Source organism: Acidiphilium sp. C61 (assembly GCF_905116885.1).
GTDB lineage: Bacteria > Pseudomonadota > Alphaproteobacteria > Acetobacterales > Acetobacteraceae > Acidiphilium.
In genome coordinates, this window is record NZ_CAJHNI010000005.1 from 2,077,003 (window position 1) to 2,094,675 (window position 17,673).

Annotated in this window: 15 protein-coding genes; 8 read left to right on the forward strand and 7 right to left on the reverse strand. The window is 70.3% G+C overall.

Translation table 11 applies throughout. The features are described 5' to 3' along the window. From HUW10_RS12580 to HUW10_RS12595, 4 genes are all read right to left on the reverse strand, one after another. Positions 1 to 1,032 (reverse strand): alpha-ketoacid dehydrogenase subunit beta, encoded by a 1,032-nt coding sequence (locus HUW10_RS12580; RefSeq protein ID WP_174503822.1) that lies wholly within the window; start codon positions 1,030 to 1,032, stop codon positions 1 to 3. Next, positions 1,029 to 2,039 (reverse strand): thiamine pyrophosphate-dependent dehydrogenase E1 component subunit alpha, encoded by a 1,011-nt coding sequence (locus HUW10_RS12585; protein WP_174503823.1) that lies wholly within the window; start codon positions 2,037 to 2,039, stop codon positions 1,029 to 1,031. Before HUW10_RS12585 ends, HUW10_RS12580 begins: the two co-directional genes overlap by 4 nt. Before the next feature lie 220 nt (positions 2,040 to 2,259). Next, positions 2,260 to 3,240 carry a sugar-binding transcriptional regulator gene (locus HUW10_RS12590; RefSeq protein WP_174503824.1) on the reverse strand — a complete coding sequence of 327 codons (981 nt, stop codon included), beginning with the start codon at positions 3,238 to 3,240 and terminating at the stop codon, positions 2,260 to 2,262. A 103-nt stretch (positions 3,241 to 3,343) separates the two neighbouring features. Next, entirely contained in the window at positions 3,344 to 4,669 is a 1,326-nt protein-coding gene (locus HUW10_RS12595) for an NAD(P)H-dependent oxidoreductase (RefSeq protein WP_174503825.1), read from the reverse strand. Here HUW10_RS12595 and HUW10_RS12600 point away from each other — a divergent pair. The 8 genes from HUW10_RS12600 (at position 4,640) to HUW10_RS12635 (ending at position 10,819) form a co-directional block, all read left to right on the forward strand. Then, entirely contained in the window at positions 4,640 to 4,957 is a 318-nt protein-coding gene (locus tag HUW10_RS12600) for a hypothetical protein (RefSeq protein ID WP_174503826.1), read from the forward strand. The two genes, HUW10_RS12595 and HUW10_RS12600, sit on opposite strands and share 30 nt — an antisense overlap. A gap of 140 nt (positions 4,958 to 5,097) precedes the next feature. Next, on the forward strand, positions 5,098 to 5,559 hold the full coding sequence (locus tag HUW10_RS12605; RefSeq protein WP_174503827.1) for a transcriptional regulator GutM: 462 nt from the start codon (positions 5,098 to 5,100) through the stop codon (positions 5,557 to 5,559). Between the two features lie 56 nt (positions 5,560 to 5,615). Further along, positions 5,616 to 6,155, forward strand: a complete 540-nt coding sequence (locus tag HUW10_RS12610) for a PTS glucitol/sorbitol transporter subunit IIC (RefSeq protein ID WP_174503828.1) — start codon at positions 5,616 to 5,618, stop codon at positions 6,153 to 6,155. A gap of 21 nt (positions 6,156 to 6,176) precedes the next feature. Then, a complete protein-coding gene (locus HUW10_RS12615) occupies positions 6,177 to 7,193 on the forward strand; it encodes a PTS glucitol/sorbitol transporter subunit IIB (protein ID WP_174503829.1) in 1,017 nt (338 codons plus the stop codon). A 9-nt stretch (positions 7,194 to 7,202) separates the two neighbouring features. Continuing rightward, a complete protein-coding gene (locus HUW10_RS12620) occupies positions 7,203 to 7,586 on the forward strand; it encodes a PTS glucitol/sorbitol transporter subunit IIA (RefSeq protein ID WP_174503830.1) in 384 nt (127 codons plus the stop codon). Positions 7,587 to 7,755: 169 nt separating this feature from the next. Continuing rightward, positions 7,756 to 8,910: a DUF563 domain-containing protein gene (locus tag HUW10_RS12625; protein ID WP_174503831.1), complete on the forward strand. Its 1,155-nt coding sequence runs from the start codon at positions 7,756 to 7,758 to the stop codon at positions 8,908 to 8,910. Next, on the forward strand, positions 8,907 to 9,716 hold the full coding sequence (locus HUW10_RS12630) for a hypothetical protein (protein WP_174503832.1): 810 nt from the start codon (positions 8,907 to 8,909) through the stop codon (positions 9,714 to 9,716). Before HUW10_RS12625 ends, HUW10_RS12630 begins: the two co-directional genes overlap by 4 nt. Positions 9,717 to 9,946: 230 nt before the next feature. After that, entirely contained in the window at positions 9,947 to 10,819 is an 873-nt protein-coding gene (locus HUW10_RS12635) for a methyltransferase domain-containing protein (RefSeq protein ID WP_236656375.1), read from the forward strand. A gap of 32 nt (positions 10,820 to 10,851) precedes the next feature. Here HUW10_RS12635 and HUW10_RS12640 read toward each other — a convergent pair whose 3' ends face one another. The 3 genes from HUW10_RS12640 to metE all read right to left on the reverse strand — a co-directional run bounded on the left by HUW10_RS12640 (position 10,852) and on the right by metE (position 17,576). After that, the gene (locus tag HUW10_RS12640) at positions 10,852 to 13,236 is read right to left on the reverse strand and encodes a xanthine dehydrogenase family protein molybdopterin-binding subunit (RefSeq protein WP_174503833.1); all 2,385 of its coding nucleotides are present in this window, start codon (positions 13,234 to 13,236) and stop codon (positions 10,852 to 10,854) included. Positions 13,237 to 13,342: 106 nt separating this feature from the next. Beyond that, entirely contained in the window at positions 13,343 to 15,073 is a 1,731-nt protein-coding gene (araD, locus tag HUW10_RS12645; RefSeq protein ID WP_174503834.1) for an L-arabinonate dehydratase, read from the reverse strand. 193 nt (positions 15,074 to 15,266) lie between these two features. Continuing rightward, positions 15,267 to 17,576, reverse strand: a complete 2,310-nt coding sequence (gene metE, locus HUW10_RS12650; protein ID WP_174503835.1) for a 5-methyltetrahydropteroyltriglutamate--homocysteine S-methyltransferase — start codon at positions 17,574 to 17,576, stop codon at positions 15,267 to 15,269. Positions 17,577 to 17,673: the final 97 nt, after the last annotated feature.

Genomic DNA, 17,673 nt, shown 5'->3' on the forward strand with positions numbered 1-17,673 from the left:
CTATTCTCCGCGCTCGATCAGCCGGGCGGCGGCTGCCTCGATGTCCTCGACCTGCGGCACCGCGGCGCGTTCGAGGCCGGGCGCGTAGGGGATCGGGCAATCGGCGCCGCCAAGCCGGCGGATCGGCGCGTCCAGCCGGTCGAACGCCGCGCTCTCGGCGATGGCAGCACTGATCTCGGCGCCGATCCCCAGCATCTTCACCGATTCATGGACGCAGAGCAGCCGCGTCGTCCGGGTCACGCTGTCGATCAGCGTCGCGGTGTCGAGCGGGCGGAGCGAGCGCAGGTCGATCACCTCGGCCTCATGCCCCCGCCCGGCGAGGCGTTCCGCCGCCTCCAGCGCGCGATGCACCATCAGCCCGGTGGCGACGATGGTCAGATCCCGCCCGGGACGGCGGATCACCGCCTTGCCGATCGGCACGCGATAGGCCTCGGAAGGGACCGGGCCGGCCATCTTGTAGAGCAGCTTGTGCTCGAAGATCACCACCGGATCGGGATCGTCGATCGCGGCGAGCAGCAGCCCCTTGGCGTCGTGCGGGGTGGCGGGCTGCACCACTTTCAGCCCCGGCACATGCGCGAACCAGGCTTCGAGGCTCTGGCTGTGCTGTGCGGCGGCGCCGGTTCCCGCGCCCGCCGGCATGCGGATGACCAGCGGAACCGAGGCATTGCCGCCGAGCATGTAGCGCAGCTTGGCGGCCTGGTTGACGATCTGCTCCATCGCCAGCGTGGCGAAATCCGAGAACTGGAATTCCAGCACCGGCCGGCTGCCGGCCAGGGCCGCGCCCACGGCGATGCCGGCGGCGCCAAGCTCGGCGATCGGCGTGTCGATCACCCGGTCCTCGCCAAAGAGATGCACAAGATCCCGCGTCACCTGGAACGCGCCGCCATACACGCCGATATCCTCGCCGAGCAGGAAGACGCGCGGATCGGCCTCCAGCGCGCTGCGCAGCGCCTCGTAGATCGCATCGGCATAGCTGATCTCGCGCCGCGCCGCCGCCTCCGGTGCGGCATCGAGGCTGACGATGGCGTTCATGCCGCGATCCCCCCGGCATAGACATCGCGCGTCACCTCGCGCGGGTCCGGCGCGGGACTGCCCTCGGCAAAGGCGATCGCGGCGGCGATCTCCGCCTCGACGCCCTCGCGCAACGCGGCGATGCCGGCCGCATCCAGCACACCGGCATCGAGCATCGCCCGCTCAAGCCGCTGGATCGGGTCGAGCCCGCGCCAGTGCTCGATCTCCTCCTTGGTGCGGTAGCGGTTGCGGTCGCTGCGCGAATGGCCGCGCAACCGATAGGTTTCCGACTCGATCAGGCTGGGCCCGTGGCCGTCCCGCGCGCGGGCGATCGCCGCTCCCGCCGCGCGGTGAACCGCGAACAGGTCGTTGCCGTCGACCCGTACGCCCGGCATCCCATAGGCCCGCGCCCGCTCGGCCACCTGCGGCACCGCCATCGAGCGTTTGGTCGAGACCGACATGCCATATTTGTTGTTTTCGCAAACAAATATCACGGGCAGCTTCCAGAGGCCGGCCATGTTCAGGGCCTCGTGGAAGGCGCCCTCGTTCACCGCGCCATCGCCGAAGAAGCACATCACTACAGCACCGCGACGCTGCTGGCGGATGGCGAGGGCCGCACCCGTCGCGATCGGCAGGCCGCCGCCGACGATGCCGTTGGCGCCGAGATTGCCGCCCTCGATATCGGCAATATGCATGGAGCCGCCGCGGCCGCGGCAATAGCCGGTCTCGCGGCCGAAGAATTCGGCAAACATCCTTGCGACGTCAGCGCCCTTGGCGATGCAGTGGCCGTGGCCGCGATGCGTCGAGGTGATGTAGTCGCGGGCGTCGAGATCGAGGCAGGCGCCGACCGCGCTGGCTTCCTGGCCGATCGAGAGATGCATCGTGCCGTGGATTGCGCCGCGCATATAGGCTTCCTCCGCCGCCTCCTCGAAGCGGCGGATCAGCAACATCCGCCGCAGCGCCTCGCGCTGGCGCGCCGCGTCGGGTGGCGCGGCTTGGGTCAGGGTGTCGGCGATCGGCTGATCCATGGGGGCTCCGTTTTCCTCTGCGCCTCGACGTTGTCGGCATTGGCTTGAAACAAATATCCAAGCAATATGATATTTGTCAATAAAAACCGTCTGTCACATTTATCTGATCGGGGAACGCGCGCGCCGCCCCGCGCGCCATCCCGCATGGCGGGTGCGGGGCGGGCGCGGGGTGGTCCTGCGGGAACGATGTCGTGCGGTGTGGCGGCGCGAAGCGCCGATGTCAGGCGGGGGCGCGGTCGTTCGCGGCGGCCGGGCTCATGAGCATGCCCTCGGCGGCGGTCTCGTCGGTGATCAGCACCGCCGGGTGCAGCAGCCGGACGGCGGCGAGCAGGGCCGGCACCTTCTGCCAGCCGCCGGAGACCAGGATGAGTTTCGGCGTCCGCGCGAGGCTCGCGGCATCGGCGGCCATGATCCGCCGGTTCAGCTCGTGGTCGAGCAATTGCCCGTTGGCGTCGATGAACTGGCAGAGCATGTCGGCCACGGCGCCGGCGCGGGTCACCTCGGTCAGCATGTCGCGATCGACCATGCCATAGCGGATCAGCGTCGAATTCGGCGCGACATCGCCGACGCTGACCAGCGCCATGTCCAGCATCCGCGTCCGCTCGAACACTTCCGCGATCCCGGGATGCCGGCGCAACGTCGCCGCCGTCTCGGCGTCCTGCAACACCGCCGGCGCGCTAAGCAGAAAGCTCTCCGCGCCGATCAGGTCGGCGAACCGCCAGGCGAATTCAGAAGGATTGACCCCGCTCGCCCGCGTCAGCCCGCCGAGCAGCGAGACCACCGTCACCCCGCGCAGGCCGCGCACGCTGATGCTGCTGAGGCTCGATTGCAGCGTCTGCCCCCAGCCGAGGCCGATCGTGGTGCCGTCGCGCAGCGCGTCGGACACATAGGCCCCGGCGCGGCTGCCCAGCAGCCCGGTCAGCTCCGCCTCCTCGCCCGGCGCAGGAATGACGATGCACTCGCCGATCCCGAACCGCGCCTCGATCTGCCGCTCGAGCGCGATGCACTTGGAAAGGTTGGTGGTGACGCGCACCTGCACCGTCCCGTCCTGCCGCGCCGTGGCGATGATCTTGAGCACCCGCTGGCGGGTCAGCCCGACGCGGGCGGCGACCGCATCCTGCGTCAGCCCCTCCATGAAATACAGCCAGGCGACGCGGGTCTTGAGGTCGAGCGGTTCCTGCTCAGCGCGGTGAACGGACAAATGCGCCTCCCTGCGCCGTTGAAACTCCGGAATAACAGTTTAGGGAGTCAACAAATGTCTGCAAGCCCGGCCGCCCTCGCTCCCGCTGCCGCTACTGCTCCGGTCAGGCTGGCGCGCCGGCGTGCGCCGCCACCGCGCCATGCTGCGCCGCGTCCTGCGCCGCGCGCAGCCGGACGATCGCCATGCCCTGGTCAGGACGGCAATTGGCATAGGTCAGCATCTCGCCCTTGCGCACCGGGCGGATGATCTCGGCGCGTTCCGCAAGCCCGATCGGCAGCGCGTCCGCCGCCCGCGCATCCGCCGCCGTCATCGCCCAGCCGCGATAATCGGCCTCGCCGATCTTGCCGAGCGTGGTGCCCGGCGCAAGGTCGCGCTTGGCCAGCGTCGCCACTTCGGCAACCGGCCGGGCGAGCGGCGTCATGTGCGATTCCCGGCGCAGCACCGCCGCCGCCGCGGTCAGCGGCACTTCGAGGCTGGTCAGGTGATAGGGGCGATAGAAGGTGAAATACGGACCCTCGCCCATCTTGAGATCGCGCAGCCGCTCATGGACGCGCGGATGCGGCGCGCGGATGACGACGAACACCCCCGGCGCCACTCCCTTCCCGATCGAATAGTCGACGACGCCCTCCCGGCTCAGCAGCCCGCCCTCGGCGCGCGGGCGGAAGGCGCGGTCAAGTTCGGCCAGCCCGGCGCGCGGCCCGTGCATCCCCGGCACGTCCGGCAGCAGGCCGGTGGCGTTGGCCACCGCCACCATCTCGATCATCGTCTTCGAGCCATCGACGAACTCGACCAGCATGCGCGGGTTCATGTGCCGCAGCACCGCCTCCTCCGCGTAGTCCTCCGGCACGGCGTCGAAATTCAGCGGGTTGTTCTTGCCCTTGCCGGCAGCGACGATCGGATAGCCGAGGCTGCGGGCGAAGCGGATGATCTCCATCAGCGCCGTCGGCTCGTCGCCGGCGCCGAGCGAATAGACCACGCCGCGCTGGGCCGCGTGCGCGGCGAGGCTGGCGCCCACCGTGATGTCCGCCTCGACATTCATCATCACGACATGCTTGCCGTGATCCATCGCCCGCATCGACAGTTCTGCGCCGTAGCCCGGATTACCGGTGGCATCGATGATGACATCGACCTGCCCGGCGGTGCAGGCGATATCCGCCTGCTCGGTCAGTGCGATCATGCCGGCATCGATGGCGGCCTCGGCGGCGGCGACGCTGTCGACCGTGCGGACGCGCTCGGCCGGCACGCCGGCGATCTCGAGTGCCGCCCGCGCGCCATCGATGCGCAGTTCGGCCAGCACGGCAAGTTCGAGTCCGGGCATCAGCCGGACCTGGGTGACAATGTCGGTGCCCATCTCGCCGCAGCCGATGAGCCCGATGCGGACCGGCCGGCCGGAATCGGCATGGGCGGCAAGCTCCTGGACAAGTGTCATTGTGATCCTCCTTTTGCGCCGGCGCATGCATCGGCATTGCCGGGACGGCGATCCGCTTCACGCGGATCATGGCCCCGCACCCAAACTTTTATCCAACGCCGCGGACAGAAATCAATACATCTATCATCCAAAGTGGAAAAAAGTTTCGGTGCTCATGATGTTGCGCTGCAAAACGGCACTCCCGATGCCAGAAAATCCGCCATTTATGCGCAAATTAGCCAATTTTTGCGCGTTCCTCGTCGCATGGAGCGCAAATTCATGAATGAGTTAATAAACTTCTTGACTTAAAAATAAACAAATGTTCGTATCGCCTGTCGGGTGCCGTCGCCACCGGCCGGCTCCGCACCAACCAACACGCCGAACGACCCCCGCCCGCCGGGCGGGCGGAACGGCGGCGATACAGGGAGAAGAGTCGTGAGGATGCTGTCATGACGAATCCGTTCCACGGCCTGGGTGTGCCGTCCTGGACCGGTCTGATCGCGGTGTTCGCGGTCGTCTGGCTGCTGCAGATCGCCGGCACGGCGTGGCAGATGAAACACTACCAGAAGGTGATGGGCGAGATCATCGGTCGCTGGGCCGATGGTGCGATCGGCGTCGGCAATGCCCGGTCGCGGCTCGGCAAGGGGCTGATCCTGATCGTCGTGGTCGGGCCCGACGACGTGGTGCGCGAGGTGCGGATGATGGAAGGGCGCTCGATCTTTGCCCGCTTCCGTCCGCTGGAGCGCGCCGCCGGCCGGCGCCTTGCCGATCTCGCGGCGGATGCGCCGGCCGGCCGCGCCGGCAACGGCTTCCGCCTCGCCGCAAGCCGCGCCGCCGAGCAGGTCGCCCGCGCCCGTGCCCGCGCCGCGCTCCCCGCCGAACCCGGCCTCGCCCTGCCTGCCGCCGCGTAAGGCACCGGCGGGCCGGCACGGCTCGCCCGGACATTCAGCAACAAACGAGGAAGTCCATGCATGTCCTGACCCCCATCACCGCCGCAGCGAGCTGGTTCATCGGCCTGTTCCAGGCTGGCGGGAAGGTTTTCGTCGCCTATGTCACCGGCATCATCCCGACGCTGGTGGTGCTGCTCACCGCCTTCTACGCGCTGACAGCACTGGTCGGCGAGGACCGGATCCACAATTTCGCCCGCTTCGCCGGCCGCTACGCCGTCACCCGCTACACGTTGCTGCCGCTGCTCTCGCTGCTCTTCCTGACCAACCCGATGGCCTACACGTTCGGCGTGTTCCTCGAGGAGAAGCACAAGCCCGCCTTCTACGACTCGGCGGTGTCCTACTGCCACCCGATCACAGCACTGTTCCCCAACGCGAATGCCGGCGAGCTGTTCGTCTATTACGGCGCGCTCGCGGGCATCCAGAAGCTGCATCTGCCGGTCGGCGAACTCGCGGTGCGGTATTTCCTGGTCGGGCTGCTGGTGATCCTGATCCGCGGCGTCGTGACCGAACGCATCACCCTCTTCCTGGCGCGCCGCCAGGGCATCGAACTCGGCTGAGCCGGACGGGAGGACAAGCACATGTCGAACAGATCCGAATACGCTTCCGTCCGCGTCGAGGCCGGGCCCGGCGGCTGGGGCGGCCCGCTGGTGATCACCGCCAGTCCCGAGCGCAACAAGATCGTCGCCATCACCGGCGGCGGCATTCCCGAGGTCGCGCGCGAGCTCGCCCGGCTGACCGGCGGCGAGGCGGTCGACGGGTTCCGCATGGCGCCGCCTGAATCCGAGATCGCCGCGGTCGTCATCGATTGCGGCGGCACCGCGCGCTGCGGGGTCTATCCGCGCAAGCGCCTGCCCACGATAAACCTCACCCCGGTCGGCCAGTCCGGCCCGCTCGCGCAGTTCATCACCGAGGACATCTATGTCTCCGGCGTCACCCCGCGCTCGCTGCATCCGCTCGATGGCGCATCCCCCGCCGCCGCCCCGGCGCCGGCGCGCCAGCAGGCGGCGCAGATGAGCCCGTTCGAGATGAGCGCCGCCCGCGCCGCCCAGACCGGCGATACCGGCGGCTTCACCGGCTTCATCGCCCGGATCGGCCGCTTCATGGGCATGGTGGTCGGCATCCTGTTCGCCTCCGGCCGCAAGTCGATCGACCAGGTGGTGCGCAACATCCTGCCCTTCATCGCCTTCGTCACCATGCTGGTCGGCATCATCAACGCGACCGGGCTCGGCAAGGTGATCGCGCATCTGCTCACCCCGCTCGCCGGCAGCCTGCCCGGCCTGCTCGCGCTCTCGGTGATCTGCGGATTGCCGTTCCTCTCGCCGGTGCTCGGCCCGGGGGCGGTGATCGCGCAGGTGATCGGCGTGCTCGTCGGCACCCAGATCGCCGCCGGCAATATCGGCCCGCAATTCGCCCTGCCGGCGCTCTTCGCCTACGACACGCAGGTCGGCTGCGATTTCGTCCCCGTCGGCCTGTCGCTCGGCGAGGCCGATCCGAAGACGGTGCAGGTGGGTGTCCCGGCGGTGCTGCTCAGTCGGCAGATCACCGGCCCGATCGCGGTGCTGATCGCCTGGGTCGCCAGCTTCGGCATGTATTGAGGATCGACGATGACCGTACTCTACCGCAGCCGGATCGGCGATATCGGCCCCGAAGTGCCCGATCTTCTCGAAGGCGGGGTGCTGATCTTCTTCCGCGCCGGGGTGCCGGCGGAACTCGCCGAGGTGTCGGTGCTGCACACGCCCGAAATCGAGTTGCCGACGCCGCCGGGCATCGGTGCCACGGTGCGGATCGGCGCGCAGCGCCTCGCGATCACCGCGATCGGCGACAAGGCGTGGGAAAAGACGATCGAGCTTGGCCACCTCACCCTCAGCCTCAACGGCGCGGCCACGGCCGAGCGGCCCGGCGAGATCTGCGTTGCCGGCGCGAGCCCGGCTGATCTCGCCGCCGCACTTGCCAGCGGCGCCACGCTCGAGGTCATCGCCGCCGGCTGAACGCGGCCGGCAAGCCTCCCGGTTCCGCAGGACCGGGGCAGTCTTCCGGGCGGCCGCAAGGTCGCCCACTTTTTTTGTTGTCCGCAACCTTGGCGGGAGGCTTGTCCTGCGCGGCGAGCCAGATCATTCTCGCCTGCAAATGAATCACGACGACACGACATCTCACATCTTGTTTGGCAGGCTCTCCTTCGCCGATCTGCCGGTGGTTGCGCCCTTCGCCCGGTTCCGTGCGGCGGTGCGCGAGCCGGATGGGCCCGAGGTCGTGTTCCGCCATGCGCCGGACCACGAGATCGCCCTGCCGCCGGATGGGCTGGTTCGCGGGCGGACGGTGTTCGGCGCCGAAACGCCGGCCCCTGTGGACGCGCCGTCCAGGGCGCCGCCCCAGATCCGGCTCCGGGGCCTGTCCAGCATCGTGCTGAACGACGCCATTCTCGCGCCGCGCTCGATGGCGGTGGCGAGCCCGTCGCGCGGCCTGCTCGACACCGCGCTCGACAGCCCGGCCGTGAAGCAGGGGCGGCTTTCGGCGGTGGACCCTGATTTCACCGAGGCCGAACCCGATACCTGGCGGCTGTTGCGGCCGGTCCCGGGCATTGCCTCGACCATCGTGCCGGTCGGCGGCGCCAGGTCGTCCAGTTATGGCTGCTTCCTGTTCGAGGGGCTCTGCGGCGCGCTGCTGCATCATGAAACGCTTGGCCCTGGCATCGGTCTCGCCGGCCCGCCGCTGGCGACCTGGCAGAAGGAGATCCTCGACCTGCTCGGCCTGGGCGATGCCTATCTCGCGCTGCGCCGGCCGACGCGGTTCCGCAAGATCGTGACCACCGACCTGAATGCCTGGACTTCGCGCGCGCCCAACCCGCTGGCGCGCACGATCTTCGACCGGATCCGCGCCGTGCTGCCGGCGGTGGACGGGCCGCGCCGGGTGATGCTGCGTCGCGGTGCCGGCAACCGGCGGGTGATGCGCGAGCGCGAGCGTGTCGAGGCGGTGGCCGGGCAGTTCGGCTTCAGCATCGTCGATCCCGCGATGCTCTCGGCCGGGGCGCAGGCGCAGCTCTTCGCCGGCGCCACGGCCGTGATCGGCGAAACCGGCGCGGGCCTCGCCAATCTCGGCTTCTGCGAGCCCGAGACCCGGGTGCTGGAAATCCAGTCCGATCGCCTGCCCGATGGACGCGCCCGCGCCGCCTGCCACCTGCTCGACCTGCACTGGCATGTCTTCTTCGGCGTGGCGGATGGCGAGCCGGGTATGGCCCCGGGCGGGGGGTTCGGCTACGCGGTCGATCCCAACGCCTTCGCCGCGACGCTCGACCGGGTGTTCGGCGCGCCATGACCAGCACCGCGACACGCTCGCTGCCCCTCGCGCATGCGCCGCAGGGGGCGTTGACGACCAGTGAATTCAGGGATGCGACGATCTTCCCCCAGCCGTTCGGCGTGTTCGACGGCAACGGACGGGCGGTGATCGGGCCGGTGGCCGCGCAGCCGTCGCTCGGCGCCTCGACGGCGCGGGTGGTCGCGCTGGAAGCCGGGGCGGCGGTGCCGCTCGGCCGGTTTCTCGGGCCGGCCCTGGCCTGCGCGCTGATCGGCCGGCGCGTATCGGGCGGGCTGGATCTCGCCGGCCCGACCCCGACGGCGGCGCAGCGCTGCGCGCTCGACATGCTCGGCCTCGCCGAGGCGCATCTGCCGTTCGACCATCCGTTCACCTTCGCCGGGGTGATCGCGACGCTCGGCCCTGCGCGCGACGCCGGCGCCTCGCGGCTGATGCGGATCGCGATCGACGCGCTGCGCTTCGCCGTCGAGCCCTATCCCCATGCCGAGCGGATCGCGCTGGTGCGGCCCGGGCCGTTCGCCGATCTGCTGGCGGCGCACGGCTTCGCCCGGCTCGATCCGTTCACCATGCGGATCGACGAGACGCCGCTCGGCCTTGCCGATCTCGTCGCCATCCTCGCGGCGGCGCGGGTGATCGCGATCGACCAGGCGGCCGAGGCGCCGCTGCTTGGCCTCTGCGATCCGGGCGGGCTCGTTCTCGGCTTCGGCACCGCGGCGCCGGCGGCGCAGCGCTGGGCGGCGATGACCGTGCTGCGCTACCGCACCGCCCGCGCCGACGAGGCCGGGCTCGCCGCCGCCCTCGCCGGCTGACAAGGGTAGAGAAATATCCGTCGCGCGACCGGATTTTATGCCAACGTTAACCTGTGCCGCGCATGATCCGGGATGCGGCACGGCCCGGTCCGGCGCTGGAGCACTTTCCGATGCTTTCGGATCGGATGGAGTGCTCTATCAGATTGATAACCAGAGCATCTTTATCCGATCAGATGTCTCCATCTGGTCGGATGATGCTCTAGCCTCGACATTTCGGCCCGGGAGGGATCGTGACGACAGATCATGCGGCGATGACGGCCTGGGCGGAGCGGTTCGCCCGGGCGACGGCGACGGTGCTGCCCCAGGCGGGCGACCTCGCCTGGCTGCTCCGCCAGAGCGTGCATACGCATTTCCAGCGCCTCACGCTGCTGCCGGTGTTCGGCCTTGCGGGCGTACCGCTGCGGGTGCTGGATGTCGGCGCGGGCACCGGGGCGATGTGTCTCGACCTCGCCTGGGCCACCGGCGGTGCCGCGCGCATCACCGCGATCGACCACGATGCCCATGGCCTCGCGCTGCTCGGCGACATGGCGGGCCAGCTCGGTTGCGACATCGAGACCCGGCAGGGCGACGCCTATGCGCTGCCCGCCGAACCGCAGAGCCAGGACCTGACCCTGTGCCGCTTCCTGTTCCAGCATCTCGAACGCCCGGCCGAGGCGCTGCGCGAGATGATCCGCGTCACCGCCCCGGGCGGCCGGGTCGTGGTGATGGATGTCGATGACGGCGCGTGGATCTCCTGGCCGGACGAGGTGCCGGAGCTGCGGCGCCTCAACGATGCGGTCCGCGCGTTGCAGGCCTCGGTCGGCGCCGGCCGGCTCGTCGGCCGGCAGCTCTACGGCCTGTTCCGCGCCGCCGGCCTCGCCGAGGTGCAGGTGCTCGCGGTGCCGCGCGTCCGGCTCGGCACCTCCCATGGCCGCAGCGCCGAGATCGAGGCGCATCAGAAGGAATTCTACCTCACCCAGCGCGACCGCCTGATCGCCGCCGGGCTGATCGACGACGCTGGGTTCGATGCGGCGATGCGCGCCCTCGATGCGGGGTTCGCGCAAGACGAGTTCGGCTTCGCCTGCGAATTCGTCGCCCTCGGGCGGGTCGCGGCGGCGGGCTGAGCCGCCCGCCTCCCGCGTCCCGAGTCCCGCGATCAGCCCGCCGCCCGGATCGCCTCCCACACGCGGCGCGGGGTGGCCGGCATGTCGATATGCGCGATGCCGAAGCCGGACAGCGCATCGACCACCGCGTTCATCACCGCCGGCAGGCTGCCGGCACAGCCGGCCTCGCCGCAGCCCTTGACGCCGAGCGGATTGGTCCGCGCCGGCGCCGGGTGGCTGGCAAAGCCGATCCCCGGCACCGCATCCGCCCGCGGCAGCGCATAATCCATGAACGAGCCGGTCAGCAGCTGGCCGGTCTCGTCATAGGCGACCATCTCGTGCAGCGCCTGGCCGATCCCCTGCGCCACACCGCCATGCACCTGGCCGGCGACCAGCATCGGGTTCACCAGCACGCCGAAATCGTTGACCGTGTGATAGGCGACGACCTCGATCACCCCGGTTTCGGGGTCGAGCTCGACCTCGGCGATATGGCAGCCATTGGGGAAGGCCGAGGGCACGCCGCGCGTGACATGGCCGACATCGAGCGTGGCGGGCACGTCCCCGGGCACGTCCCCGGGCACGTCCTCGGGCAGGTCGCTTGCGGTGCGCAGCCGTTCGGCGAGGTCCATGATGCCGATGCCGAGATCGGTGCCGGCGACGCTGAAGCGGCCGTTGGCGAATTCGATGTCGGCCGCGCCGGCCTCGAGCAGATGGGCGGCGGCGCGGCGTCCCTTCTCGATCACGAGGTCGCCGGCCTCGATGATGGCGGCGCCGCTCTGCATGATCGAGCGCGAGCCGCCGGTGCCGCCGCCGGCGAGGAGCTGGCGCGAATCCCCCTGCACCAGGCGGATGCGGTCGAAGGGAATGCCGAGCTTGTCGTGCAGCACCTGGGCGAAGGGGGTGGCGTGGCCCTGGCCGTAATCGAGCGTGCCGGTGACGATCGTCACCCCGCCATCGGCATCGAAGCGGATGCCGCCCATCTCGGGACTCGCATCCGCCGTCACTTCCAGATAGTGCCCGATCCCGCGCCCGCGGAGCCGCCCGCGCGCTGCGCTCTCCGCCCGCCGCGCGGCGAACCCGTCCCAGTCCGCGGCGGCCAGCGCGCGGTCGAGGGTCGCGGGGAAATCGCCGCTGTCATAGGTCAGGCCCGAGGGCGCGCGATGCGGGATCGCCTCCGGGCGGATCAGGTTGCGCCGGCGCAGCGCCAGCGGATCGAGCCCCATCTCGCGCGCGGCGGTCTCGACCAGCCGCTCCATGTAGTAATTGCCCTCCGGCCGCCCCGCGCCGCGATAGGCGCCGACCGGGGTGGTGTTGGTGAAGACGCTGCGGCTGGACACCTCGATCAGCGGGGTGCGGTAGACGCCGACGAAATTCTTCACCGCGTTCACGGTGGCGGGCAGCAGCACCACGTTGGAGAGATAGGCGCCGAGATTGGCAAACCCGGTCAGCCGGGTCGCGAGGAAATTCCCCTCGGCGTCGAGGGCGAGTTCGGCCAGCATCTCGTGGTCGCGGCCGTGGCTGTCGGAGAGGAAGCTGCCGGAGCGGTCGTCGGTCCATTTCACCGGCCGGCCGAATTGCTTCGCGGCGAGCAGGGCGCAGACATATTCGGGATAGCACGAGGCCTTCATGCCGAACGAGCCGCCGACATGGAAGGTGAGAACCCGGACCTGCTCCTGCGGCACGCCGAGCACGGTGCAGAGCAGCCCTCGCATGTTGACCGCCCCCTGGCAGCCGAGACGCAGCGCGTAGCCCTCCGCCGGATCGAATTCGGCGATCGCGGCGCGCGGCTCCATCGGGCTGACGATCACGCGGCTGCTGCGCAGGCTCAGACGGGTGACATGCGCGGCCCGGGCGAAGGCGGCGGCGACGGCCTCGGCATCGCCGAAATGATAGTCGAGCACGAGATTGCCCGGCGCCTCGTCGTGCAGTTGCGGCGCGCCGGGGGCGGCGGCGTCGCGCGCGTCGGTCACCGCCGGCAGCGTGTCGATCTCCGCCAGCACCGCCTCGGCGGCGTCGCGCGCCTGCTGGAGCGTTTCGGCGACGACGAAGGCGATCGGGTCGCCGACATACCTCACCCGGTCGGTCGCCAGTGCGAACTGACGCGGGCGGGGCGTGTCCGATCCGTCGCGGTTGCGGCTCGTGGCCGCCGGCATCGGGCCGAAGCCGGCGGCCACGATGTCGGCGCCGGTGATGATGGCGGCAACCCCCGGCATCGCCGCGGCGGCGGCGGTGTCGATCCCGCGCAGGATGCCGTGCGCGACCCCGCTGCGCACGGCAACACCGTAGAGCTGGCCCTGGCGGTCGAGATCGTCGGTATAGCGTCCCTCGCCGCGCAGCAGCACCGGGTCTTCGCTGCGCGACACCGGCTGGCCGATCGCGAAGCGCCCGGTGGCCGGCGCGCGGTCCAGCCCTTCCGGCTGGCGGAGGATGCGGGTCATGCGGAATTCCCTTCGAAGAACGTCAACGATGTTGCCCCGTATGTTCGCCCAGGGCGGCGCCGGCGCAAGGGGCGGTTCGGTGAAACCAGCCGTGCCCGACCAATCGTCAGTGGATCTCCGGCTCGGCGATCGTCCCCGGCCGGGCCAGCACGTCGAAATCGCAGCCGGTATCGGCCTGGCCGATATGGGCGGCGAAGATCGCGCCATAGCCGCGCGGAAAGCGGGGCGGCGGCGGTGTCCACGCCGCGCGGCGCCGGGCGAGTTCGTCATCGGAGAGCCTGACATCGATCCGCCGTGCGGCGACGTCGATGGCGATGACATCGCCGGTGCGGATCAGCGCGAGCGGCCCGCCGATGAAGGATTCCGGGGCGACGTGCAGCACGCAGGCGCCGTAGCTGGTGCCGCTCATCCGCGCGTCGGAAATCCGCAGCATGTCGCGCACGCCCTGGCGGAGCAGCTTCACCGGGATCGGCAGCATCCCCCATTCCGGCATGCCCGGCCCGCCCTGCGGCCCGGCATTGCGCAGCACCAGGACATGATCGGCGGTGACGTCGAGATCGGGATCGGCGACGGCTTTCGCCATCGCGTCGTAATCGTCGAACACCAGCGCCGGGCCTTCATGCTTCAGCAGGTGGGGCTCGGCGGCGGAGGGTTTCATCACGCAGCCGCCGGGGGCGAGATTGCCGCGCAGCACCGCGAGCCCCTCGGCGCGGGAGACCGGATTGTCCAGCGGACGGATCACGTCGTCGTTCCACACGGTCGCTCCGGCGATGTTATCGCCGAGTGTCGCACCGCTCACCGTGCGGGTTGCGAGGTCGAGCCGGTCGGCGATGCGGGTGAGGAAGGCCGGCAGGCCGCCGGCATAATAGAAATCCTCCATCAGGTATTGGCCGGAGGGGCGGATATTGGCGAGCACCGGCACGCTGTCGGAGAGCGCGTCGAACCGGTCGAGATCGAGGTCGATCCCGGCGCGGCGGGCCATCGCGATCAGGTGGATGATCGCGTTGGTCGAGCCCGCGAGGGCGGCGCTGGCGACGATTGCGTTCTCGAAACTCGCCTGGCTGAGCAGGTCGGCGGGGGTGATGTCGTCCCAGACCATCTCGACGATCCGCCGCCCGGTTGCCGCCGCCATGCGGGCATGGCGCGAATCCGGCGCCGGGATCGAGGTCGCGCCCGGCAGGGTGAGGCCGAGCACCTCGGCGAGCGAGGTCATCGTCATCGCGGTGCCCATCGTCATGCACACGCCATCCGAGCGGGCGATGCCGGATTCCATGTCTTCCCATTGCGCTTCGGAAATGTTGCCGGCGCGCTTCTCGTCCCAGTATTTCCAGACATCCGAGCCCGAGCCGAGGATGCGCCCGCCCCAGTCGCCGCGCAGCATCGGCCCGGCGGGCATGAAGATCGCCGGCAGGCCGGCGCTGATCGCGCCCATGATGGTGGCCGGCGTGGTCTTGTCGCAGCCGCCCATCAGCACCGCGCCGTCCACCGGCAGCGAGCGCAGGCTTTCCTCGACCTCCATCGCGAGCAGGTTGCGATAGAGCATCGTCGTCGGCTTCACGAAATTCTCCGGCAGCGCCATCACCGGAATCTCGACCGGAAAGCCGCCCGCCTGGAGCACGCCGCGGCGGATCGCCTCGACGCGTTCGGGGAAATGCCCGTGGCAATGGGCAAGCCCGCTCCAGGTGTTGACGATGGCGATGACCGGCTTGCCGGCATAATCCTCGGGCGTGTGGCCGAGCTGCTTGATCCGCGAGCGATGGCCGAAGCTGCGCAGGTCGGACGCGCCGAACCAGCGGTGGCTGCGCAGCTCCTCGGGCTTTTTGCGCGTCTTGGTCATCGTCGGTCTCCTCGCCTGCCGGCGCCGCGCGGCGCGGGGCCTTTGCACGGTTCTGGAATCGGGGGGCCCGGGATGCAATCCCGCCTTGGCGAGGATATGCAATCCCGCCTTGGCGAAGATATGTAATCCCGCCTTGGTGGGGATATGCAAGCCCGCCCTGCCGGCAGGGGCGCGCCGGCAGGGCGGCGGCGGATCAGGCCGCCTTGGTCTCGCGCCGCAGCCGGCGGGCGGCGCCGACCAGGTTTTCCAGCGCCGGCACCACCTCGCGCCAGCTGCGGGTCTTCAGTCCGCAATCCGGGTTCACCCAGAGCTGTTCATCCGCGAGCTTGCCCCGGGCGAGGCGGAGCAGGGCGAGGATTTCCTCCTCGGGCGGAACGCGCGGACTGTGGATGTCCCACACGCCGGGGCCGATCTCGGCCGGGTAGGCGTGGGCGCCGTCGCGGGCGAAGGCCGCCAGCAGGTCCATCCGGCTGCGCGCCGTCTCGATCGAGATCGCATCCGCGTCCATGGCGGCGATGGCCGGCATGATGTCGTGGAACTCGGCGTAGCACATGTGGGTGTGGATCGCCGTGTCGTCGCGCACCGCGGCGGTGGCGAGGCGGAAGCAGGATACCGCCCAGCCCAGATAGGCGCCGCGCTCCGCCTCGCGCAGCGGCAGCCCCTCGCGCAGGGCCGGCTCGTCCACCTGGATGATGGCGAGGCCGGCGGCGTCGAGATCGGCCACCTCGTCACGCAGGGCCAGCGCGATCTGGCGGCAGACCGTCTCGCGCGGCAGGTCGTCGCGGACGAAGGACCATTGCAGCATCGTCACCGGCCCGGTCAGCATTCCCTTCACCGGCCGGGTGGTGAGCGACTGGGCATGGCGCGCCCAGCGCACCGTCATCGGCCGGGGCCGCGCGACATCGCCCCAGATGATCGGCGGTGCGACGCAGCGGCTGCCATAGGATTGCACCCAGCCATGGCGGGTGAAGGCGAAGCCGTCGAGCTGCTCGCCGAAATACTTGACCATGTCGTTGCGCTCGAATTCGCCATGCACCAGCACGTCGAGCCCGATCCGTTCCTGCAGGCGGATCGCATCCTCCGTCCAGGTCGCGATCGCTTCGTCGTATTCGGCGGCGCTGATCTCGCTGCGCGCGAGCGCCGCCCGGGCGCGGCGCACGCCCGAGGTTTGCGGCAGCGAGCCGATCGTGGTGGTGGGGAAGGTGGGCAGGTCGAGGCGCTGGCGCTGCAGTGCCCGCCGTGCGGCGTGGGGCGGTGTGCGGCGTTCCATCGCCGGTGTTGCGGCGAGCAGCCGGACGGCGACGTCCGCCCGGTGGACCCGGGCGCTTTCGGCGCGGCTGCGGCGGGCGGCATCGGCGATCTCCAGCGGCTCGGCGATCGCGTGGTCGCCCTCGTCGAGGCCGCGGGCGATGGTGGCGATCTCGGCGAGTTTCTGGGTGGCGAAGGCAAGCCAGGGCCGGATCGCCGGATCGAGCCGGTCTTCCTGCGCGAGATCGACCGGGACGTGCAGCAGGCTGCAGCTCGGCGCGATCATCAGCCGCTCGGTGCCGCCGAGGGCGCGCGCCGCCTCGCGCGCGGTGGCGAGGGCGGCGCGAAGGTCCGCCCGCCAGACGTTCCGCCCGTCGATCAGGCCGAGCGAGAGATGGCGTGCCGGCCCGGCAGCGGCGAGGGCGGGCACGAGATCGGCCTGGCCGCGGACGAGATCGAGATGCAGGCCGGCGACCGGCAAGGCGAGGGCGGTGGGCAGGTTGTCGCCCATCGGCGCGAAATAGCTCGCCAGCAGCAGGTGCGGCGTGGCGCCGCGGGCGAGGGTTTCATAGGCGTGGGCGAAGGCGGCGCGGGCGCGGCCCGACAGGTCGAGCGCGAGGACAGGTTCGTCCATCTGCACCCAGGCGCAGCCCTCGGCCGCGAGGTCCGCCAGCACCTGCGCGTAGCAGGGCAGCAGGCGGTCCAGCAGGTCGAGCGGGTCGGACCCGTCATCGGTCTTGGCGAGCAGCAGGAACGAGACCGGGCCGAGCAGCACCGGCCGGGTGCGGCGATGGCAGGCCAGCGCCTCGCGGAACAGTTCGAGCGGGCGGTTGGCGGTGACGGTGAAGTGCTGCCCGGCGGACAGACGGGGCACGAGGTAGTGATAATTCGTGTCGAACCACTTGGTCATTTCGAGCGCCGGCAGGCCGGTGGCGGCATCGTGGCCGCCGGTGCCGCGGGCGAGGGCGAAATAGGTCGCGAGCGACACCTCCCCCCCGCGCCAGCCATAACCCGGCGGGATCGCGCCGAACATGCAGGCGGTATCCAGCACATGGTCGTAGAGCGAGGCGTCGTTGCACGGGATGTGGCCGATGCCGAGCCCCTGTTGCAGCGCTTGCGACCCGGCGCGCAGGGCGCGGGCGGCATCGTGCAGGGCGGTTTCGGTGAGCTCGCCGGCCCAATGGGCCTCGAGTGCGGCCTTCAGCTCGCGCCGGCGGCCGATGCGGGGGAAGCCGAGATTGGTGGCGATGCTCATGCGCGGCCTCCCTGGCGTGCGGGGAGGCGAACGAGGCGCGCGCGGCAGGCGCTGCCGCTGATGCGTGCAGTCATGGGTTGGCTCCGGCTTCCGGTGC